General features: G+C 47.9%; 20 protein-coding genes. 4 read left to right on the top strand and 16 right to left on the bottom strand.

Features of this window, described 5'->3' with window-relative positions:
• Window positions 1-103: 103 nt before the first annotated feature.
• Window positions 104-1,507: a class II fumarate hydratase gene (gene fumC, locus B0F88_RS15555; protein WP_104424854.1), complete on the top strand. Its 1,404-nt coding sequence runs from the start codon at window positions 104-106 to the stop codon at window positions 1,505-1,507.
• Between the two features lie 120 nt (window positions 1,508-1,627).
• On the opposite strand, the gene B0F88_RS15550 is transcribed toward fumC, so the two are convergent.
• From B0F88_RS15550 to B0F88_RS15495, 13 genes are all read right to left on the bottom strand, one after another.
• Window positions 1,628-2,116 (bottom strand): nucleoside triphosphate pyrophosphohydrolase family protein, encoded by a 489-nt coding sequence (locus B0F88_RS15550; RefSeq protein WP_104424853.1) that lies wholly within the window; start codon window positions 2,114-2,116, stop codon window positions 1,628-1,630.
• A 92-nt stretch (window positions 2,117-2,208) separates the two neighbouring features.
• A complete protein-coding gene (locus B0F88_RS15545; RefSeq protein ID WP_104424852.1) occupies window positions 2,209-2,415 on the bottom strand; it encodes a DUF6494 family protein in 207 nt (68 codons plus the stop codon).
• Between the two features lie 141 nt (window positions 2,416-2,556).
• Window positions 2,557-4,101, bottom strand: a complete 1,545-nt coding sequence (locus B0F88_RS15540) for a bifunctional aminoglycoside phosphotransferase/ATP-binding protein (protein WP_104424851.1) — start codon at window positions 4,099-4,101, stop codon at window positions 2,557-2,559.
• Between the two features lie 84 nt (window positions 4,102-4,185).
• Window positions 4,186-5,022, bottom strand: coding sequence for a 23S rRNA (guanine(745)-N(1))-methyltransferase (rlmA, locus tag B0F88_RS15535; protein ID WP_104424850.1), 837 nt, complete (start codon window positions 5,020-5,022; stop codon window positions 4,186-4,188).
• A 109-nt stretch (window positions 5,023-5,131) separates the two neighbouring features.
• Complete coding sequence (locus tag B0F88_RS15530) at window positions 5,132-5,470, bottom strand: hypothetical protein (protein WP_258076695.1); 339 nt, start codon at window positions 5,468-5,470, stop codon at window positions 5,132-5,134.
• Between the two features lie 373 nt (window positions 5,471-5,843).
• Window positions 5,844-6,644: a hypothetical protein gene (locus B0F88_RS15525; RefSeq protein ID WP_219820888.1), complete on the bottom strand. Its 801-nt coding sequence runs from the start codon at window positions 6,642-6,644 to the stop codon at window positions 5,844-5,846.
• 93 nt (window positions 6,645-6,737) lie between these two features.
• Window positions 6,738-7,007 carry a hypothetical protein gene (locus B0F88_RS19235; RefSeq protein ID WP_146083364.1) on the bottom strand — a complete coding sequence of 90 codons (270 nt, stop codon included), beginning with the start codon at window positions 7,005-7,007 and terminating at the stop codon, window positions 6,738-6,740.
• A 320-nt stretch (window positions 7,008-7,327) separates the two neighbouring features.
• A complete protein-coding gene (locus B0F88_RS15520) occupies window positions 7,328-7,741 on the bottom strand; it encodes a ketosteroid isomerase-related protein (protein ID WP_104424849.1) in 414 nt (137 codons plus the stop codon).
• Between the two features lie 38 nt (window positions 7,742-7,779).
• Entirely contained in the window at window positions 7,780-9,444 is a 1,665-nt protein-coding gene (locus tag B0F88_RS15515) for a glutamine--tRNA ligase/YqeY domain fusion protein (RefSeq protein ID WP_104424848.1), read from the bottom strand.
• A gap of 192 nt (window positions 9,445-9,636) precedes the next feature.
• Window positions 9,637-10,479: a 23S rRNA (adenine(2030)-N(6))-methyltransferase RlmJ gene (locus B0F88_RS15510; RefSeq protein ID WP_104424847.1), complete on the bottom strand. Its 843-nt coding sequence runs from the start codon at window positions 10,477-10,479 to the stop codon at window positions 9,637-9,639.
• Between the two features lie 15 nt (window positions 10,480-10,494).
• Window positions 10,495-11,289, bottom strand: coding sequence for an RMD1 family protein (locus B0F88_RS15505; protein WP_104424846.1), 795 nt, complete (start codon window positions 11,287-11,289; stop codon window positions 10,495-10,497).
• Window positions 11,290-11,374: 85 nt separating this feature from the next.
• Complete coding sequence (locus B0F88_RS15500; protein WP_104424845.1) at window positions 11,375-11,794, bottom strand: hypothetical protein; 420 nt, start codon at window positions 11,792-11,794, stop codon at window positions 11,375-11,377.
• 82 nt (window positions 11,795-11,876) lie between these two features.
• Window positions 11,877-13,169, bottom strand: a complete 1,293-nt coding sequence (locus tag B0F88_RS15495; RefSeq protein WP_104424844.1) for a flavohemoglobin expression-modulating QEGLA motif protein — start codon at window positions 13,167-13,169, stop codon at window positions 11,877-11,879.
• Between the two features lie 368 nt (window positions 13,170-13,537).
• Here B0F88_RS15495 and B0F88_RS15490 point away from each other — a divergent pair, with 368 nt between their 5' ends.
• Entirely contained in the window at window positions 13,538-14,236 is a 699-nt protein-coding gene (locus tag B0F88_RS15490; protein WP_104424843.1) for a YcbK family protein, read from the top strand.
• Between the two features lie 46 nt (window positions 14,237-14,282).
• Here B0F88_RS15490 and B0F88_RS15485 read toward each other — a convergent pair whose 3' ends face one another.
• A complete protein-coding gene (locus B0F88_RS15485; RefSeq protein ID WP_258076694.1) occupies window positions 14,283-15,968 on the bottom strand; it encodes a L,D-transpeptidase family protein in 1,686 nt (561 codons plus the stop codon).
• 263 nt (window positions 15,969-16,231) lie between these two features.
• Here B0F88_RS15485 and B0F88_RS15480 point away from each other — a divergent pair, with 263 nt between their 5' ends.
• Together B0F88_RS15480 and B0F88_RS15475 are read left to right on the top strand one after the other, a co-directional pair.
• Window positions 16,232-17,632 (top strand): MBL fold metallo-hydrolase RNA specificity domain-containing protein, encoded by a 1,401-nt coding sequence (locus tag B0F88_RS15480; protein ID WP_104424842.1) that lies wholly within the window; start codon window positions 16,232-16,234, stop codon window positions 17,630-17,632.
• Between the two features lie 98 nt (window positions 17,633-17,730).
• Complete coding sequence (locus tag B0F88_RS15475; protein ID WP_104424841.1) at window positions 17,731-18,681, top strand: DUF808 domain-containing protein; 951 nt, start codon at window positions 17,731-17,733, stop codon at window positions 18,679-18,681.
• Window positions 18,682-18,813: 132 nt separating this feature from the next.
• On the opposite strand, the gene B0F88_RS15470 is transcribed toward B0F88_RS15475, so the two are convergent.
• Both B0F88_RS15470 and B0F88_RS15465 read right to left on the bottom strand, forming a co-directional pair.
• On the bottom strand, window positions 18,814-19,023 hold the full coding sequence (locus B0F88_RS15470; RefSeq protein ID WP_104424840.1) for a cold-shock protein: 210 nt from the start codon (window positions 19,021-19,023) through the stop codon (window positions 18,814-18,816).
• Between the two features lie 252 nt (window positions 19,024-19,275).
• Window positions 19,276-19,764, bottom strand: coding sequence for a flavin reductase family protein (locus tag B0F88_RS15465; protein ID WP_104424839.1), 489 nt, complete (start codon window positions 19,762-19,764; stop codon window positions 19,276-19,278).
• Window positions 19,765-19,878 lie beyond the last annotated feature (114 nt).

Below are 19,878 nucleotides of genomic sequence, written 5' to 3'. Positions count from 1 at the left end.
TTGTAGAGAAGGTTGTGGGTTGCCTCCAAACAGAGGTAACCCAACATAGGGTTTGTTACGGCTAGAGCTTGTCCACGCTTAAACTCAACCACAGAGGACACTCATGACAAAAAGTATCGACAATAGCCGTACCGAAACCGACTCTTTCGGCCCCATACAGGTCCCCGCCGACAAATACTGGGGCGCACAAACCCAGCGTTCCCTGATCAACTTCAACATCGGCAATGAACGCCTGCCCCGGCCTTTGATCCGGGCGTTGGGCATCGTCAAATATTGCGCCGCATTATCAAATATCGCGCTGAACAGCATTGACGAAAAAACCGGCTACGCGATAGCGGGGGCCGCCCGAGAAGTTATCGACGGCAACCTGGACGACAATTTTCCTCTGGTTGTCTGGCAGACCGGTTCCGGCACCCAGTCCAACATGAACGCCAATGAGGTGATTTCTAATCTGGCTATCGAGCGTCTCGGCGGCGTTTTGGGATCTAAAACGCCGGTTCATCCGAACGATCACTGCAACCGCAGCCAGTCTTCGAATGACGCTTTTCCGACGGCCATGCATATCGCGACAGTCGAGCAGTTGCACCATTCGCTGATTCCCTCGCTCCAACATTTGCACTGCGCGCTTTCGGAGAAATCCAAGGCATGGAGCGAAATAATCAAGATCGGGCGAACGCATTTGCAGGATGCAACCCCGCTGACCTTGGGGCAGGAGTTTTCCGGGTATGCCGCCCAGATGCAATTGGGCATAGACCGGATCAACGACAGTCTCAAACGGCTGTATCCCTTGGCGCAAGGCGGCACAGCAGTGGGTACGGGTCTGAATTCTAAGCCGGGTTTTGGCGACAAGTTTGCCGAAGAAGTCGCGAAATTCACCGGGTTGCCGTTCGTTTCCGCGGCCAATAAGTTCGAGGCGTTGGCCGCGCACGACGCAATGGTGGAAATCTCCGGGGTGCTAAATACCATCGCGGTCAGCCTCAATAAAATAGCCAATGATATCCGCCTGTTGAGCTCAGGTCCGCGCTCCGGCATCGGCGAACTGTCGCTGCCTGAAAACGAACCGGGCTCTTCAATCATGCCGGGCAAGGTGAACCCGACCCAATGCGAAGCGATGACGATGGTTTGCGCACAGGTCATCGGTAATCACACCACCGTCACCTTTGCCGGGGCGCAAGGGCATTTGGAACTCAATGTGTTCAAGCCGGTCATTATTTATAACGTGCTCCAGTCGATCCGGCTTATCGGCGATGCGGCGATCAGTTTTACCGATCATTGCGTGGTCGGCATTGAGCCGAATGTCGACCGTATTACCGAGCTTATGGAAAGTTCGTTGATGCTGGTAACCGCCTTGGCCCCGCGTATCGGTTACGACAATGCCGCAGAAATTGCGAAACGGGCCTTTAAAAATCGCAGTACCTTACGGGTAGAGGCGGTTTCCGGCGGTTTTGTGACCGAGGAAGAGTTCGATAAGCTGATCCGTCCCGAGGAAATGATTTTTCCCAAATAGAGCAGGAATATATTCCCGCTTTAACACTCAAAATTCTGCCGGAAACGCCGCCTCGCGTTGCGCACTTGGATGGCCTTATTCCGGCCTATGCCGAGCACATTTTAGATGGCCATTTAAAAATCATTCATAAAGACATTCGCTCAAGTCGGGCGCTTTAGCTTGTTTGGACAACTTGCTGTCGTGGATCATCTGAAAGGCTTTATCGAAATCCGCGTTGATAAAATTGCTTGTTAAATGAACGCACAGGCAATACACGTCCGAATAAGCATCGGCGCCGCCGGAGGTGCAGTTGTTGATTTTGTCGGACAGGGTGCGCATGATGGATATGACGAAGCCGTCATTCCGCCATGTTACCGGACGGTCTGTAACGTCGCTGCCCCGTATTGCGATAGCGTCCAATGCGTAATAAGCCAGATTAACCAGACCGGCCAGCATTTCAACCATCTCTCCCGTTTTAATCGCTTTTAATACCGCACTGCCTTCCACCATCAGCAGTGCTTGACGTTCAACAATATCCATGTCGGACAAGCGCGTATTTGCCCCATATTCTGCTTGCGGGAGTGAAAATGTGTCGTGAAATTCCCTGACTAATTTTAAATGTTTATTCATGGTTTTTATCCTCCGCCTGTTGTGGCGATTCAGTAGTAAAAACCTCGCCGATTTAAACCGAGTTGATGTGAACCAGGCCAAGCTTAAGCTATCTATTCGAGCGCTATTTTCCCTTCGATGCTATGGCTGATGCCAATAGCCGGAGCATCCAGGGTCATCTTGATGTCCAGGGTTTCGGAACCGTTCAGTTTTCCGGTTTCAACCGCTTTGAGTACGGCGTGTTCAATCTCACGTTGCGAGGTGATGCCGACGTTTTTGAGGAATTTTCTGATTTCGATATTTAATGTGTCTTCATTCATTTTGACCTCCTAAAGGCAAAGCAGATTCCATAAGCGGATGCAATGCCGTTCGTTTTTTGATGGAATGTAATCATTAAAGCTGCTGCGCCTCGATGTTACGCGCATAGCGCTGAAAAAGAAATTATCGCCAGTAAAAACCGGTCATTGAAAGTTATCCAACAGGGTTTCCAGAGCATTGCCGTTCTCGGTATCAATCGTTATTACGCAGGATTGCTCTTGCTCCGACAGCGGCTGTGCCGATTGCTGCTGCCGATGCAGTACGTCTACAGTGGCTTCCGATGCATCGTTTTGCCGTTGTTTGATGCGCCGGCACAATTCCCGATCGGACGCTTGAAAAGTAATGATCTGAAACGGCGCTCCGCAGTCAGCTGCAAGCTGCCGAAACAATTCGCGTTGTCCGGCTTTAAGAAAGGTAGCGTCGACAATTGTCGGGAAACCGGCTTCAAGCGCGGTTCGGGCAAGTTCTTTAAGATGTTGATAGGTTTTTAGACTCGCATCTTGGGTATAAAGCCCGTCGTCTATACCGCTGCCGGTTTGCGCATAAGCTTGGTAGCCGAACAGCCGTTTGCGCTCTATGTCGGAGCGGATCTGGAAGGCGCCGATTTTTTCGGCGAGCTGAGCGGCTAGGGTGGATTTTCCTGAGCCAGAATAGCCGTGGGTAATGATCAGAGCAGGTCGGCGGCTTGTGGTAAAACGCTCGGCTAGGCCGGCAAACGCCGCGTATTCGCAACGCGCCTGTTTGGTAACGGCATCGTCGCCCTGCTGCTGCGCCATGCGTAATAAAGAAACCTTGGCCCGCACCAGCGCACGGTAAACCAGGTAATAGCGCAGCAGCGCCAATCCTTGATAATCGCCGGTGCGTTGCAAATAGCGGTTAAGGAAACGGTAAGCGTAGCGGTCATATCCGAAGTGCAGCAGGTCGATGAACAAAAAAGCCACTTCGCTGATTACATCGACCCAGCGCAGCATCGGGTTAAACTCGATGCAATCGAACAAGGTGACCTTACCGTTTATCAGCGTCATATTGCCCAGATGCAGATCACCGTGGCATTCACGGACATAGCCTTGTTGCTTGCGCAGCTGCATCAACCCGGTCAACTTGTGCCATTCGGTATCGCCCCATTGCCGGATGCGCTGTAGCTGCTGTTTTTCAGCATTGTCGACCAGTAACGGTTTGATATGGTCGAAATTCTCGGCAAACCAATGGTTGATGTTGGCGCTATCGCCATAGGGAGACTTGCTGTCGGTTTGCGCAATCGTTTGATGAAAATCGGCAACAATATCGACAAGTTGATCGATGTGATCGGTACCTAGTTGACCGGTTCTGGCGTATTCGCCTAACAATTGTCCGGCAGGAAACTGAACCATCTTGACGGCGTATTCGATGGCTACGCCGGCACCGCCCAGTTGGGGTTGATCCTCAGTGCCGGTTATCGGTACAACTTCAAGATACAGCTCGGCGGCTAAGCGCTCGTTCAGCCTTAGTTCTTCATTACAGCAAAAGCGGCGTTTTTCCAGCGTGGAAAAATCCAGGAAACCGAAGTTAACCGGTTTTTTGATCTTGTAGACGTATTGGCCGGTCAGCAGCAGCCAGGAGATATGCGTTTCAATGAGGCTACAGGCATTCGCTACGGATAATGCCTTAACCAGGGTGAGGCTTGAATCCGGTGCTGTTTCATTGCTCATGCTTATAACCTCAACGTAATGACTGGTCAGATGTTATACGTTCACGGTATCCGGCGCAATGGCGGAAGGGTAGGGCGCTAAGAATTAAGATTTTAATTTTACGGCCAGCGTCAAAACAAAATCGGTCTCTATTTCCAGTTCCTCCGCATCTTTAATGGCTTGTTGGACGCGTTGGTCGGCTCGCCATGCAAACGGCGTCATTTGCAACAGGGCGATTCTTTGTTCGGGAGCCGGGGTGATTTTATAACTGATACGCTGTGTATTAATGCGCTCGAAACCTTGCGGCAGTTCATTCTCCAAAGCATGTTCCTTCACTTCGGCATAGATGAATTGTTTTAATTGCCACAGATGCCTGGGACCCGGTGTTGCGGTTAGTAAAAGCCCTGACGGTTTCAGTATCCGTTTCAGTTCATCATCGTTTGACGGGGCAAATACTCTCAATACAAAATCGAAATAACGGTCTGCATAAGGCAATCGGTTAGCGCTTGCGACGATGAATCGGGCGTTGGGCTGTTTTTTCGCGGCTGCGGCGACTGCAAACTTGGCAATATCGACGCCATGCAGCATCATCGGATTTGAACAATAGGTTTCGATCTTCCGGCTGTAATAGCCCTCGCCGCAACCCAAATCCAGCAGATGATTGGGATGATTTGCATCAATCATCATCGATACCGCTTTGGCCAGTGGTTCATAATACCCGGCTTCCAAAAACTCGCGTCGGGCCTGTATCATTTGCTTGTTATCGCCGGGTTCCGCAGAATGCTTGAACTGCACCGGCAAAAGGTTCAGGTAACCTTCTTTTGCAAGGTCGAACTGATGGTTGTTTTCGCAAACATAACTTTTAGCCGATTGATTAAGCTGTAGTGAGGCCGCGCAAAGGGGGCATATATAGCAGGATTGCGGCTGGTAAGATTTGTGCATGAAAACAGGGGAGCTCGGCTAGGCCGGGCAAAAAAATCAGGAGGGGGCGGTAGTTTTAATGGTAGACAGGATCAACTTAAGTTAACCCTGCCCCAATTAAAATCGGATCTTAGTGATTGATCGACTTGTAAAAGCCTAATGCTTTGTTTAATTCAGCAATGGCTTTTTCTTCATCTGCACTTTTACCGATGATTTGCGCTTTGATAATGCTATCAAGGCCTTGCTTTACAACAGTTTCGTTGCCGACGATTTCTTCAGAAGCGTTACGTGCTGCTTTCTCGTGTGTATAAGCGGCATTGAAATCATGTTTGCCGATTTCGGCTATCGCTGCTTCAAGATGCGCAATAACTTCTGCGGCTTTTGCATCTTCAGCCAAAGCAACGGTGCTTGCACCGAAAGAGATAGCCATAATGAAGGTGATTACTGCTTTTTTGATTAAATTCATCATATACCTATGAAGTGTTTTGATGTGATTTCCAGACTACGCCTGAAAATAAATAATTGGAAAGACCACTGCTTTCCAGACGCTATGATATACGATAAATCTTAAATGCAACTGAAATAAATTCGCACAATGAAGAACCGGCAGGCGATGCCGAAACCTGTATCATAGGGCCGTTCAAGGTCAGGGCGCCAAAGTGATCATGCATTGACTACTGCTCTGGTTGTCGGCACGTTAACAATCAGCACAGGACATCAGCAATAAAAAAAGCCTCTGTCTGGAAAGATCCGGCAGAGGCTGAGGTCTGTCGCTCCGTTTGCGGCAGATTGGTTAACGGTCAATCTGCCTTATGCTCTGCGTCTCATCTTTAATGCCGGCATTATTTAAAGGTTACGTCTGTGTAATTGATGGTTGAGATAGGAAACGTCATATTGGTTATGAGGGTACCGTTGACGTTGTAATCGTACAAGTGGTTTCCTGAAGCCAAGTACACGTTATTGTTCGGCCCGGCCGAGATGCCGCTGGCATTGAAGCCCGTATTAAAAAACGAAAGCTGGTTCAGCTTCAAGTCTCTGACGGTTACGCCCTGTTGCGAACCCGTGTACGAAGCATACACTTTGCCGCCGCTAACGGCTACGTCGGTATAGTTGATGGTGGCGATCGGAAAGGTCATATTGGTTATGAGGGTGCCGTCGACTTTGTAGTTATACAGGTGGTTTCCGGAAGCCAAATACACATCATTGTTAGGTCCGGCAGCGATACCGCTGGCATTAAAGCCCGTGTTAAAGAATGAAAGTTGATTCAACTTCAGATCGCGGACGGTTACACCCTGTTGTGAACCGGTATACGATGCATACACCTTGTCTCCGCTAACGGCTACGCTTGTGTAGTTGATGCCGCCGTCGGGGAAAGTCATGTCGGTTATCAAAGCACCATTGGCGCTATAGTTGTACAGATGGTTTCCAGAAGCCAAGTACACATCATTGTTAGGCCCCGGAGCGATACCGCTGGCATTGAACCCCGTGTTAAAGAACGAAAGTTGGTTCAACTTCAGATCGCGAACGGTTACACCTTGTTGCGAACCGGTGTATGAAGCATAAACCACATCCGCACTTGCCTGTCCGGCGATAGTCATCATCATTATTAGGATAATAATATTCAACAAGCGATTCTTCTTCATAAGATACTTCCTTCGTTGGTTTATCAAAAATGTATTGGAGAAAGGCGCTCAATATGAGCACAGATATGTTTTTACCACCTCATGATGATAAAACTATGCAGGCCGGGAGATTATGACAAACTGGCGAAGTCGGGTGCTTGAACGGATTCTGCCGGCGCGGACAGTCTTGCGCTCAAGTAGCATCTTCACAATAATCCAGAACAATACGGCATTCGCTTCGATTGCAATATGCTTCCGACGCATGGCATGCAAGTCTACGGAAAGGCATCCTAAAAAAATATCGGTGGATGATGATTTTGGGGAAAGCATCGACTGTTTTTTTGTAAGTTTTTTCTTGTTTGTGTAGTCAATAGCATCGGACACTGAGGTATCCGGTAGACCGCCATATGTGAAGCACGGGGGGAAACGGCATCGGACAGAGGGCAGAAGAGGAGCGGAAAATTCGTTAATACCGTGGCTTCATACGGCTTATCAGAGCTTGATCTGTGCTGGAACTACATTGAGAGCAAATCAGCCACCGCATCGTGCTATACCATCGATATGCATAACAATACCGCTGGTGACTGGGCGACATATTGTTTACTTTGATGGTTCGAAGTGTCCTAACTAGAGGGGCGTTGACCGAGGCAGGAGTGCATATTGGTCACTCCTGCCTCAGTTTTTTTATTTAAAGATGGTGCAGATTAACTTTCGCTGACTTGCGCAATCCAGTCTTGCAGGTTGTAATAGTTGGTAATGCGGGCCACTTTGTTGTCGCGGATTTCAAAAAAAGCGCCTGCCGGCAGGCGGTATTTTTGCCCTTGTGCGGCAGGTAGGCCTTCGTCGGTTTTAATATATTCGCCCAGCACCACAAATTCCGCAGCCGCGCGTTTGCCGTCTTCTGTCGCCATGATGACCATGTCGACCAGCTGTTCTTTGTAATTGTTGTTCATGCAGGCCATGAATTGGGTGAAGGCGTCTTTGCCAATTTCGCGTCTGCCTTGGTTGATGTCGTGGATGACGTCGTCGGTCAGCAGGTTAAGGAAAGTATCCATGTCGCCGCCGTTGAATGCGGCGTAGTATTGTTCTACAAGTTTGATGCTGTCTTGTTGGTTCATAGTGATTCCGTGGTTGATAAATTCAGAGTGATATTGGGTTAGTCTTTTTCCCAGCTATCCCGCAGGGTCACGGTGCGGTTAAACACCAGTTTGCCATTCACGCTGTCTATCGCGTCAAGGCAAAAATAGCCGGTACGTTCAAACTGGTAACGGTTTTCCGCTTGAGCATGGGCCAAGCTGGCCTCGACCCGGCAATTGGTAAGGACTTCCAGCGAATCCGGGTTTATGACGTCCAGGAAATTTTCTTCATTGTCAGGGTTAGGCACACTGAATAAGCGGTTATACAGGCGCAGTTCCGCCGGTTGCGAATGCTGCTCGGAAACCCAGTGGATCACGCCTTTGACTTTTCGGCCTTCGGGGTTTTTGCCCAAGGTGTCGGGGTCGTAGCTGCAACGCAGTTCGGTGATGTTGCCGCCGGCATCCTTGATGATTTCGTTGCACCGGATAACGTAAGAGCCGCGCAAACGGACCTCGCCGCCTTCCACCAAACGCTTGAATTTTGGAGGCGGATTTTCGGCAAAATCATCCCGTTCGATCAAAATGACCTTGGAGAAAGGCACGATGCGTTTGCCCAGCTCGGGTTTTTGCGGGTGGTTGCTGACTTCCAGTTGCTCTGTTTGGCCTTCAGGATAATTGTCGATGACCACGCGCAGCGGCTGTAGAACCGCCATGGCTCTGAGCGCATTCTCGTTTAAATCTTCGCGGATGCAGTATTCCAGCACGCCCATTTCGATCCAGGAGTTTTGCTTGGTCAGGCCGATGCGCTCGCAAAAATCGCGTATCGATTTAGGCGTAAAACCTGCGCGGCGCAAACCGGCGATAGTCGGCATGCGTGGGTCGTCCCAACCGTTTACGTGTTTTTCGGTGACCAACTGGTTGAGTTTGCGTTTACTGACGATGGTGTACTCGAGCTGCAAGCGGGCAAATTCAATCTGCTGCGGATGGGTCGGTGTCTTAACCTGATCCAGCACCCAGTCGTAAAGCGGGCGGTGGTCTTCAAACTCCAGCGTACACAGCGAATGGGTGATGCCTTCCAGCGCGTCGGAAATGCAGTGGGTGTAATCGTACATCGGATAGATGCACCAGTCGTCGCCGGTGCGTTGGTGATGCACGCGGCGAATCCGGTACAACGCCGGGTCGCGCATGTTGATGTTGGGCGAAGCCATGTCGATTTTTGCGCGCAGCACGTACTGGCCGTCAGCAAATTCACCGGCGCGCATGCGTTTGAATAAATCGAGGTTTTCCGCTATCGGACGGCTACGGTCGGGGCTTTCCTTGCCGGGTTCGGTCAAGGTGCCGCGATAGGCCCGGATTTGTTCGGCGGATAGGCTGTCGACATAGGCCAGTCCTTGTTCGATCAGTTGCACGGCATAGTCGTAGAGCTGCTCGAAATAATCCGACGCGTGATGTAATTCCGACCATTCAAAGCCCAACCAGTGTACGTCGCGTTTGATCGATTCCACGTATTCGTCGCTTTCTTTTTCGGGATTGGTGTCGTCAAAACGCAGATTGCAGCGGCCGTTGTTTTCGGCGGCGATGCCGAAATTCAGGCAGATCGATTTTGCATGACCGATATGCAGGTAGCCGTTAGGCTCGGGGGGGAAGCGGGTGATGACTTTGCCGTTGTTTTTGTTGTCTTTCAGATCATTGGCGATGATCTGGCGGATAAAGTTTGACGTAGGTTGGTTATCGTTTGTGGACATTGGTTTTTGTTATTGAAGTGGGTTTATGTCAATTATACGTGTTACTTGGCCGATACGGACTATTAATAATAGATGCGGATTTGGCTGATTGGCACTGATAAAAAAAGGAAAAAATCCGTTTAAATCCGTCTTATCACTGTTGTCCGTGTTCTATTTTTTCAGGCAATTATACCTTGAATGGGCGCTGCTGGGCTATTCGGCAACCAGCGTCTGTATCCGGTGAAAACCTTCGCCGTCATTGCCCAGAACATCGGCCAGCCACGGCAAAACCTGTTGCATTTCAGCTGCCAAAGTCCACGGCGGATTGACGACGATCATGCCGCTGGCGGTCATGCCGTGTTCGTCGCTGTCAGCGCGTATGCCCAGTTCGAATAACTGCACATTGTTGATGCCGCTGGCTTGAATTGCGCGCTCCAGTTTCTTATTGCGGCTACGCTCAATGACCGGATACCAGAGCGCATAAGTGCCTGTAGCAAAACGCTTATGCATGACGGCCAGTGCTTCAACAACTTCTTGGTAATCGCTTTTTATTTCATAGGAAGGGTCAATCAGTATCAGTCCCCGGCGTTCGAATGGCGGCAACAACTTTAAACAGCTTTTTAAACCATCGCCATGAAATACGCTGATGCGCTTATCTTTGTCGGCTTCGGCGGTTAATAGCTTTATTTCGGTGTTGTGCAGTTCAAATAAACACAGCCGGTCTTTGTCGCGCAGCAACTGTTTGGTAATTAACGGAGAGCCGGGATAGCGGGTTAATTTGCCGGGGCCGTTAAAGCGTTTGATCAGGCTGACATAGTGGGCAACGCATTCCGGCAAGTCATTGCGTTGCCATAGCTTGCCGATGCCGGTGTCAAACTCCCGGTTTTTTAATGCGTAGTCGCCGTCCAGCTCGTATTTTCCGGGGCCTGCATGGGTATCGATGCAGCAAAAGGGCTTGTCTTTCTTTGTTAAGTATCCAAGAGATTGTATCAGGACGATATGTTTTAGTACGTCGGCAAAATTGCCCGCGTGAAAGGAATGTCGGTAGCTGAGCATGATGGATTTAATTGTTTAGAGTACTTTGTCGAATATCGTCATGCCTATTTCGAAAGCAATCAGCCAGATAATAATCCACTCCAATATCGTTGAATGCCGGTGTTTTTGCTCGTCCGCCAGCATTTCAAATAACTCGTGGATAGTCTCCAGCTTTTTTGACAAAACCTCGGTCCGCTGGGCTATTTCCAGGTACTTGGCGGTGACGCCGTAAAAAGCCTCATATTCCGGGTATTCCCAAAAGAAATCAGGCGTATCGAGCAGGTCGTAATTCAAAATGATGTCGCTTTTGGTTAAAAACAGCTGTCCGCGGATTTTCGCTATTTTATGACGGCTTAATTTGATTCTTCCGTTTTCAGCTAATGATTTGGGAATGTAGCTGGTGTTGTTGATGGTTGTAATGGCATTGGTTTCAAAAGCGGCCAGCTTAATCGATTGGGCCATGCCTTGGGATAATGCAAATATCAGAATGGGATCCGAAGATTCGATTTCAATATGGTCTTCAACAATGCGGGTGTTGGGGCAATCGAGAGCGAAACTGAAGTTGTCTTCCTCCGGTGAAATCAGCGGATAAGCTGCATGATCCAACAATAACTGATGCAACTTGGTCTGCTGTTCCGAACTGACATTCCAGTGCACAACAGCGCCGTAAGCAAAGACCACCGACCAGGATTGATCATCCTCAATCAGTAAAGCGCCTTTAATAATTCTTATCAGCGATGAATCTGAAAGCAATTTTGCCAATGCGCTAATATCAAAGCTTTGCGCCAGACAAAAAGCTACGCAGTGTTTAATGGACTGGTTTTCAGACATGAAACGCTCTTAAAAATTAACATTCGTTGATCGTGTCGGCAGACAGATACTTCCATCTGCCGATGCAGATGAAAAAGAACCGCTATTACTCGGCAATTTTTACCAGCCAGCCGTCTTCGCCATTACATCTTGAAACCTTGGCGTTAACCTTGATGTTGATTCTTGCCGTTGTGTTAACTAATTCGGCGGGTAAATGCCCTTTTACTACAATAAACGATTCTTTATCTTCCGTTGTCACTTCAACGGGGATTGTTTTTACGGTGACTTTGATTTGCTCGGGTTTTTCCACATTAAAAGCGTAAAAAGAGAACGCGGACCCCGGCGCAACGGTTGCTAAATTTGCAGGCAGAAACTTGGTAAGTTGCGGTTTTGAGCAGGCATTCTCCCCGCCGCCGCCACCGCTGTTGCTTGCGCCGTGTCCGCTATGATGCTCTGCTGCATGACTTGCGCTGACGCTAAAGCAGGAAACTATAAAAAATAGGGCTAGTAGTCTTGGTGCTTTCATAGGATTACCTTGTCATTATTATTTTTGTCGTGATCAGTAAAGAGAGGCTCTGCCGCAGCCAAAGCGCAATTATATGCACAAATCATAAAACATTGGCATAGTCTTGTTCCAGTTGCCGGAAATTCATGGTCGACATGAAACGGCTGAAACTCATCCAGGACGAAAGGCCCATCAGGTCTTTAAACTGCGGCGGCAAAAAGCGTGGCGCTATCACGGTGCCTTCTTCAACCAGGTCCACCAGCACCTTCATGTCTTCTATCATGGTTTTACCGCAAAACAGCAACGGGATGCGATCAGGTTTGCCCTTGCTGACCGCCAGGCGCATGAAATTATAAGTCAGTACAAAGCCTTTGATGTAGGTCAGGTCTTTGGTGAACGGCATGCCGTCAGAGCTGCTGCCCCTGAATACCCGGCTGCTGAGCGTATAACTTTCTTCCTTGTCCAAGCCTTTATCCCTAAAGAAATCGAATATATCCATAAAGTCAGCGCCTTCTTCGGCCAGAGTGATGGCGCGCACTCGGTTGATCAGGCGCATCAGCCGGTTCGGTGTGGAACTGAAGGTTAATATCTCCATTAGTACAGCCAACCCTTCCTGGGTGATGGTCGCGGACGGCGGCCCTTTGCCGAGGAATGTGCAATAGGGTTGAGCCAGACCGTTCAGGGTAGTCCCCAAATGCACCCATATTTCGTGAACTTCAAGTACGCGCAGGTCGCGCATGTTGAACCATGCATCGGCGCGCAATTTAATGTAATCGGTGCCGGCGGCGGCATCGGCGACGATACCGTCGCTAAGCATCGCGCGCAGGCCGTCGCCCGGAAACACGGCTTCTATTTTTTCGTTAAGGATGGCGACAGCATCCTTGGCGTTGATGGTTTTGGGCTCCTCGACCAGGAAATCCAGTTTCAGCAGTTGCGACAGGGTTTCTTCCATCATGCTGCCGAGATCGGCAATGGTTGGGTCGCCGACATGAAAAACGTCCTGGGATGAGCCGTATAATTCCTGGGAAATATTGGCGAAGGTCGGTTTCCCTCTGGTCTCCAGCATACGCACCACGTCCAGGTATTCCTTGCAAATGCGGCGCATGATCACGCTGAGCGGGTTGAGCTGGCCAAGCTTGCGCATCAAATCACGCTCGATTTGGTAAAACTCCTGTTTCTTTTCGTTCGGGTCAAAGCCCAAGGGACGTTTTTGATAATAATCGGGGGTGACTATCGGCGATTGTTTGCAATCGCTGTCAAAAAAAGCCTGTTTGATATGATCATCCCATTTGATCGCGTCGAGTATGCGGATCGGTTGTTGAGCCTTGACGATCCGGTCCGATAGCGTTTTGACTTCGGTCAGATAAGCGGAGGGTTTAATGGCTTTTTTGCGCATGAGTGTCGTCCATTAGAGATGCAGTGTTCAAGGTTGTAAGTATATCTTTATTACATATTTAAATTCACCACGTAGGTCACGAAGTTTTATGGCGATCTTTGTGGAGAATGAAATATTTACGCTGCTTCATCACTCGATTAACCGGCTTTTGAGGGGGCAGCTGCGTCCGTGACAAAATCGCATTCAAGGTTTCAATGGATAGATAAAGCCGATGGGGATTTCAATGTCGCAAATTTTAAATAATTATCTATATTTAAGGCTTTATATGTCTTTATGCATGGAATACTTAAGATTAATTTAAGGTTAAATGACCAAAATGAAATCTCTGTAATTATACGTAATAAAGCATGGACACGAGTACCACGACTATGACTGAAAGCGACATTATTTCATCAAGACGCAAGTTCCTAAAAAACATGGCTTATGGCTCCTTGCTGATGGCAGGGGGAATCGGGACCGCAAACGCTAAAGTTAAACACATAGCCTCGCACGCAATGCTTAATTCGCATTCGACTTCCCATAAGACGCGCATTCATGACACGCTGCATCGGCATTTGTCTTCACATATGTCTTCGCATCAGGCGGATGTCAATAACCTATTTGATCGGAACTCGCCCTCGCATAAGGTGCTTGCTTTCCATAACACCCATACAGGTGACCAGCTGAAGCTGACTTATTTTGAGCAGGGCCGTTACATCAAAGATGCTCTTCACGAAATTAATCATTTGTTTCGTGACTACCATGACGGTAGTGTCCACCCTATTGACCCGGCATTGCTGGATCAGTTGTATGATCTGAAACATACTCTTGAGGTCAGGAAGCCTTTTCATATCGTCTCCGGTTATAGGTCGCCGGCTACCAATGCCGATTTGCGCAAACACAGCGATGGCGTCGCCAAAAACAGCCTGCATATGCAGGGCAGGGCGATTGATATACGCATTGAGGGCTTGGATACCAGACGAATCAGAAATGCAGCGCTTGCCATGCGTCGCGGCGGCGTCGGCTATTACGAAAAATCCGACTTTGTGCATCTGGATACAGGTAGTGTGAGAACCTGGGGTAGCTAGATTTCTATTCGAAAGTTATTTAATATGATGTGCCGGATTGCCGCTTTTATTTAATTAGCGCTCCCGGCGCAGTATTAGTGCCGATAAAAAGCAATTGGTCGGGTAGGTCGTCCGGTTTGCTAAGAGCCTCCATCAATGCCGCGTCATGACCGTAAATATCAGGGTAAAATTCTAAATTATCATTCTGGTCAAAAAAAGCCGTGGTATAAAAAAACAACACCGGTATTGGCTTTTTCAAGATCACACGTTGCGTTTTGGCCGTGTTCATGGCCTGTTGTATCGTTTCTGCATTCCAATTATCCTGGTTTTTAAGCGCAAATTCAGCCAGTTTTTGAGGGGCGGCAACTCTCACGCAGCCATGACTGAAATCCCTTCTTGACTGGCTAAACAACGCATTTGCCGGCGTATCGTGCAAATACACATCGTCTTTATTGGGGAAAATGAACTTGACTTTACCCAAGGCGTTTTTATCCCCGGGGCGCTGCCTGATTCTTAACTTTCCCTGTTTAAGCAGATTCATTGTTTCCTCGTTAAGCGCCATAGGGCTTTCCGAGTCGCGAAATACAGAAACGACTTCCATGTTTTCTTTATCAAGGTAATAACTGTTTCGAGTTAGTTTGGGTAATATTTCGTTTTTTATGATGCTGTAAGGGACATTCCAGTAAGGCATGAAATCGATAAAATGCATTTCCGCCATCAATACCGGTGTTTGGTATTTCAGCGCTTTACCGACAACGACTCTCATATTAATTATATTGGCATCGGCTTGATCAATGTCATCGAACGCCCATAACTGGAAGGCCGGGATGTTGACAATAATGGATGCTCCGCCATTGAACTCAGGCAGCCAACGCAGTCTTTCCATAGCTAACTCGACTTGTGTTACGCGTTGGCTTAAAGGCACGTTAAGCGTGGACACAGAGCTCTTTCCGATATGACCATCGGCAGTGAGCCCATGTCTTTTTTGGAAATTCTTAACTCCGGCAGCGATAGCCTCGGTGTATAGCAATGGGTTTTCCGTACTGATGGCAGATTTATCTTTGGGCAAATCACCGATAATAGTTAAAAATCGTTGTAATTCGGCAATTTGCGGATGGGTGTCGCCGGGATGCAAGGTTTTTTCTATAACCAGCTGAAAAGGCTGCGCGGTTGCGGCAAGTTGACGGTAATTAGCCAATGCCTGTTTTAGCTTTTGATATTGCTTTAAAGTCGGTTCGACCGATAGCGGTAATTGAATCAGCGTATTTTGCGCCAAGCTGTTTTTAATCAGCAAGGGTAGGTCGATCAGCTTTTTTTCTCTTAGCTTCAAGTTAAAATTAATGCCTTGCGGATTTACGCGGCCATAATGTAAATCATGCAGGAACCGTAATAACGATATACTTATCGCCGTGTCATATAATGCTAACTCTTTGTACGAATCAGGCTTAAGTTTCAATATGGATAGCAGTTTCTGCCGTAGCGGATCGGCATCATAATTTTTTGGATTTAAACCATGGCTAGTTGCGTTCGCCAACAGATTGAGCACATCGGTAATGTTTTTTTCGGCATTCGCGTTGCCCAGCCACAGCAGTTGGTGGTTTGACATCGTGTAGATGGACTCAAGGTCTTCGGTACGATTTGGAAAATTGGACAGCATCAGGTAAGGATGCTGTTTGGCTGCAATAATCGCGGAAATTTCCCGGGCTATACCGTGTTCCTGATTGATGGTTTCTTCGGCAAGTAGGGCCTGCATGGGGAAAATCAGGAACAGAAAGATGAGAGATCGAGAAATAAAATATTCTATGGTCTTTTTCAATTGATGTCTTCGCTGAAAAATTTTGTAATATTAAGTATTGCAGTTGGGTTACGATAAATCTTTTTATAATAATCAGTCTTTTTGCTGTATGGCTCGATGACGGCACGATTCTAACATCAACTGCATTGTCGTGGGAATTTGAGGTAGCCATTCGTGCGGCGACAGCATTATTAAGTTTCAATCAACTACTAGGCGACGCAATGGCAAATCTTACTTTTTTAGGCGCAACGGGCCAAGTTACCGGTTCCTGTTACTTACTTGAAACCGATTCCAGTCGAATACTGCTTGATTGCGGATTGTTTCAGGGGAGCAAGGAAACGGAAAAACAAAATGAAGCCGATTTTCCGTTTAATCCCGCCAGTATTGACGCCGTGGTCTTGTCTCACGCCCATCTCGACCACTGCGGACGTTTGCCGATGCTGGTTAAAGGAGGATTCAACGGGCCGGTATTTTTGACCGAAGCCAGTTTTCCACTACTGGAATTGATGTTGATGGATGCCGCCCATTTGCAATTACGGGATACCGAGTGGGAAAATAAACGCCGGGAGCGGGCCGGTAAGCCGCTGCTTGAGCCTCTGTATACCGAAGCGGATGTTAACGCGTTACTGGAATTGCGTCAGCCGATAGCCTACGGCACGGAAAGCAAAATACTTCCCGGTCTTAGTGTCTCTTTTCATGAGGCCGGCCATATACTCGGTTCATCCATCGTGCGTTTGCGCATTAACGAGAAAGACAAAACCAAAACACTGGTTTTTTCCGGTGATTTGGGCAATTTGAATTCGCCGTTAATGCGCGACCCGACTGTTTTTACCGAAGCCGATGTCTTGTTGCTTGAATCCACTTACGGCGACCGTGATCACAAGCCGCTGGAAAACACGCTGGAGGAATTACGCGCAGCATTGGCGGAAGCCTCAGAGAGTGGCGGCAATGTGATTATTCCCGCTTTTGCGGTGGGCAGAACCCAGGACCTGATTTACTGGCTAGGTAAAATTCAGCGTCAGGGCGGACTGCCTCAGAAACAGGTTTATCTGGATAGTCCGATGGCGATTAGAGCCAGTAATATCTACGCTGATAATGCTCATTTATTCAATATCGACGATCCCGAATTCACTAAAATTGCTCCCGATGGTTGGCAAGCCTGGCTTCCTGAGTTGATCTATTCAGAGACGGCGGAAGAGTCGATGGCCGTTAACCGTATCGCCGGCGGCGTGATTATTATTGCCGGCAGCGGCATGTGTACCGGCGGCCGCATTCGTCATCATCTTAAATACAATTTATGGCGGCACAATGCGCATATCATTATCGCGGGCTTTCAAGCCGAAGGTACTTTGGGTCGGGTTATTGTCGACGGTAAGAAATCACATTTAAAAATCCTGGGTGCTGATGTTAACGTAGCGGCTAAGGTGCATACACTCGGTGCGTTAAGCGCTCATGCCGATCAAAGCCAGTTGTTACAGTGGGCGGGGCATTTTGATGAACCCAAGCCGAGACTTTATCTGATTCATGGCGAGAAAGCGGCTATGTTATCATTGCAGACCTGTTTTAAACGCACAGGGTGGAGTGCGAATATTCCTCGGGTAGGGGAGAAAATTACTATTTAAATAAATTTAGTGGGCCTTAAAAATACTTACATATTACAAATCGGGATAGGCAAATTATAAAAAGCCATGCATTCACTTCTATTTGAAAATAATTCAAGATGGCCGGTACCAGTCTTTTAGTTTTACTTGATGATATAGCTGCGGTCCTGGATGACGTAGCCCTGATGACCAAGGTTGCAGCAAAGAAAACGGCTGGTGTTTTGGGTGATGACTTGGCGCTGAATGCCGAGCAGGTATCCGGTATCAGGGCGGATCGCGAGCTACCGGTAGTATGGGCGGTCGCGAAAGGTTCATTGAAAAATAAACTGATTTTAGTGCCTACGGCTCTAATAATAAGTTGGATTGCGCCGGGTCTAATCATGCCGTTGCTGATGTTGGGAGGCGCTTATCTGTGTTTTGAAGGGTTTGAAAAATTGGTGCACCCGTTGTTGAATGCTCACGCTGAGGATGAAGCTCAACATGCCGAGCTGACTGCGGCAGTCGCTAATCCGGAGATCGATCTGGTGGCGTTTGAGCAGGACAAAATTAAAGGAGCGGTTCGCACCGATTTTGTTCTATCAGCAGAAATTATTGTCATCACGTTGGGTACTGTGGCAACTGCGGCTTTTACGACCAAAGTAGCGGTAGTTTCCGGTATTGCGGTGATTATGACCATCGGTGTGTATGGTCTGGTGGCCCTCATTGTGAAGCTGGACGATGCTGGATTCTATTTATGTCAAAGGCAGGGCCTTAGACTATGGGGGGGAATCCTGCATAAAATTGGTCGTGCATGTTTGTTTGGTGCGCCGTACCTGATGAGATTGCTGACAATTATCGGCACTGCGGCAATGTTTATGGTCGGTGGTGGAATTCTAGTCCACGGCATTCCGGCCGCACACCGCTTCACTGATCATCTGGCTCAAAGCGCCAACATCGTGCCTAGTATTGGCGGCGTGATTGAAACTCTGGCTTTTTCGCTATTCAATGCGCTGACGGGTATTTTTTCCGGGGCACTCGTTTTAGGGGGCGTAATGTTAATGAAGTATCTTTGCAGATGCGCTAAAAGATAGGAAAAAACGCGATAACTGTTTGACATTAAGCCAGCTTCTACTTGATGGGTTTTATGCCCATAAGTTCAAAACTGCTTAATATGAGCTTGACTCAAGACTGATGCGAGTCTTGAGTCAAGTATATTGAGTTTGTTACGCTGGGGTTACATTTTCGGCTTGTGGACCTTTTTGGCCTTGAGTTACTTCCATAGTAACTTTCTGGCCTTCCCTTAAGGTCTTGCGACCGGTGCCGTTAATTGCGCTATGGTGAACAAAAACATCTTTGCCACCTTCTTGTTCAATAAATCCAAAACCTTTTTCATCATTGAACCACTTAACGGTACCTACAACTTGCTCTGACATATCACACTCTTACTTAAAAAATTCGCCAATTTTTGTCGGCGTTACAAATCCCAGCTCTATAATAAAGCCGGCTCAAACTTTAACTGCGGCAGATGATAGCACTAAAAAGATAAGCAGAGCAAAATATTTTAACTAGGTCCAAAGATAATTCCATTGCAATCGTAATAAAAATTTCAAATGGGATAAATTTATTATAAAAATTAGGTGAATGCGGTGGCGCGGCATGTCAACTAAGAGATGGTTATTCCTGGTTTATGGCTGAATCAAAAGTTGTTGGTAAGCGCCTCGATAATACAAAAGCGGTTCGCCTGAGCGGCATACGCAGTTTTGTACTTCGCCGATTATAATCCAGTGCGTACCTGCGTGGATTTTTTCAATGACTATGCATTCCAGAGATGTCAGGCTGCTATCCAGAATAGGAGCTCCGATAATGCCGGGCGTCCATGGTGTATTTTCAAATCGCTGCTCTTGACTGCTGCCGCCGGCAAATTGATTGGAAACGTCTTGTTGAGATGCGGTTAATACATTGACGGCAAAGCATTGGCTTTCTTGAATTCCTACTCCGGTGTCAGCTGATTCATTAATACAAACCAATACTTGAGGTGGATTAATCGATACGCTGGAAAATGCGGTTACGGTCATGCCTTGAAGGCCGAATTTTTCAGAGTGCGTCGTAACAACAGTGACGCCGCTGGCCCATAGTTGCATCGCTTTTTTAAAATCATCAACACCAACAGTCATTAATTTCCCCTGTTATTTATAAAGATACCGCCTACGTTTTGCCTAAAAGTAGACAAGATATGGCGTTTTTTAAGGTTGTTTAGAAGTATATGATACAGTAATGATGCGTTATTT

The organism is Methylobacter tundripaludum (genome assembly GCF_002934365.1).
Taxonomy (GTDB): Bacteria; Pseudomonadota; Gammaproteobacteria; order Methylococcales; family Methylomonadaceae; genus Methylobacter_A; species Methylobacter_A tundripaludum_A.
The sequence above is the reverse complement of the archived record's forward strand: the minus strand, read 5'-3'. Positions and strand labels throughout refer to the sequence as shown.

What these genes read in the sequence shown, in the direction of transcription:
- fumC (WP_104424854.1), top strand. Translation starts at nt 104, where the DNA reads ATGACAAAAAGTATCGACAATAGCCGTACCGAAACCGACTCTTTCGGC.
- B0F88_RS15550 (WP_104424853.1), bottom strand. Translation starts at nt 2,116, where the DNA reads ATGAATAAACATTTAAAATTAGTCAGGGAATTTCACGACACATTTTCA.
- B0F88_RS15545 (WP_104424852.1), bottom strand. Translation starts at nt 2,415, where the DNA reads ATGAATGAAGACACATTAAATATCGAAATCAGAAAATTCCTCAAAAAC.
- B0F88_RS15540 (WP_104424851.1), bottom strand. Translation starts at nt 4,101, where the DNA reads ATGAGCAATGAAACAGCACCGGATTCAAGCCTCACCCTGGTTAAGGCA.
- rlmA (WP_104424850.1), bottom strand. Translation starts at nt 5,022, where the DNA reads ATGCACAAATCTTACCAGCCGCAATCCTGCTATATATGCCCCCTTTGC.
- B0F88_RS15530 (WP_258076695.1), bottom strand. Translation starts at nt 5,470, where the DNA reads ATGATGAATTTAATCAAAAAAGCAGTAATCACCTTCATTATGGCTATC.
- B0F88_RS15525 (WP_219820888.1), bottom strand. Translation starts at nt 6,644, where the DNA reads ATGAAGAAGAATCGCTTGTTGAATATTATTATCCTAATAATGATGATG.
- B0F88_RS15520 (WP_104424849.1), bottom strand. Translation starts at nt 7,741, where the DNA reads ATGAACCAACAAGACAGCATCAAACTTGTAGAACAATACTACGCCGCA.
- B0F88_RS15515 (WP_104424848.1), bottom strand. Translation starts at nt 9,444, where the DNA reads ATGTCCACAAACGATAACCAACCTACGTCAAACTTTATCCGCCAGATC.
- B0F88_RS15510 (WP_104424847.1), bottom strand. Translation starts at nt 10,479, where the DNA reads ATGCTCAGCTACCGACATTCCTTTCACGCGGGCAATTTTGCCGACGTA.
- B0F88_RS15505 (WP_104424846.1), bottom strand. Translation starts at nt 11,289, where the DNA reads ATGTCTGAAAACCAGTCCATTAAACACTGCGTAGCTTTTTGTCTGGCG.
- B0F88_RS15500 (WP_104424845.1), bottom strand. Translation starts at nt 11,794, where the DNA reads ATGAAAGCACCAAGACTACTAGCCCTATTTTTTATAGTTTCCTGCTTT.
- B0F88_RS15495 (WP_104424844.1), bottom strand. Translation starts at nt 13,169, where the DNA reads ATGCGCAAAAAAGCCATTAAACCCTCCGCTTATCTGACCGAAGTCAAA.
- B0F88_RS15490 (WP_104424843.1), top strand. Translation starts at nt 13,538, where the DNA reads ATGACTGAAAGCGACATTATTTCATCAAGACGCAAGTTCCTAAAAAAC.
- B0F88_RS15485 (WP_258076694.1), bottom strand. Translation starts at nt 15,968, where the DNA reads ATGCAGGCCCTACTTGCCGAAGAAACCATCAATCAGGAACACGGTATA.
- B0F88_RS15480 (WP_104424842.1), top strand. Translation starts at nt 16,232, where the DNA reads ATGGCAAATCTTACTTTTTTAGGCGCAACGGGCCAAGTTACCGGTTCC.
- B0F88_RS15475 (WP_104424841.1), top strand. Translation starts at nt 17,731, where the DNA reads ATGGCCGGTACCAGTCTTTTAGTTTTACTTGATGATATAGCTGCGGTC.
- B0F88_RS15470 (WP_104424840.1), bottom strand. Translation starts at nt 19,023, where the DNA reads ATGTCAGAGCAAGTTGTAGGTACCGTTAAGTGGTTCAATGATGAAAAA.
- B0F88_RS15465 (WP_104424839.1), bottom strand. Translation starts at nt 19,764, where the DNA reads ATGACTGTTGGTGTTGATGATTTTAAAAAAGCGATGCAACTATGGGCC.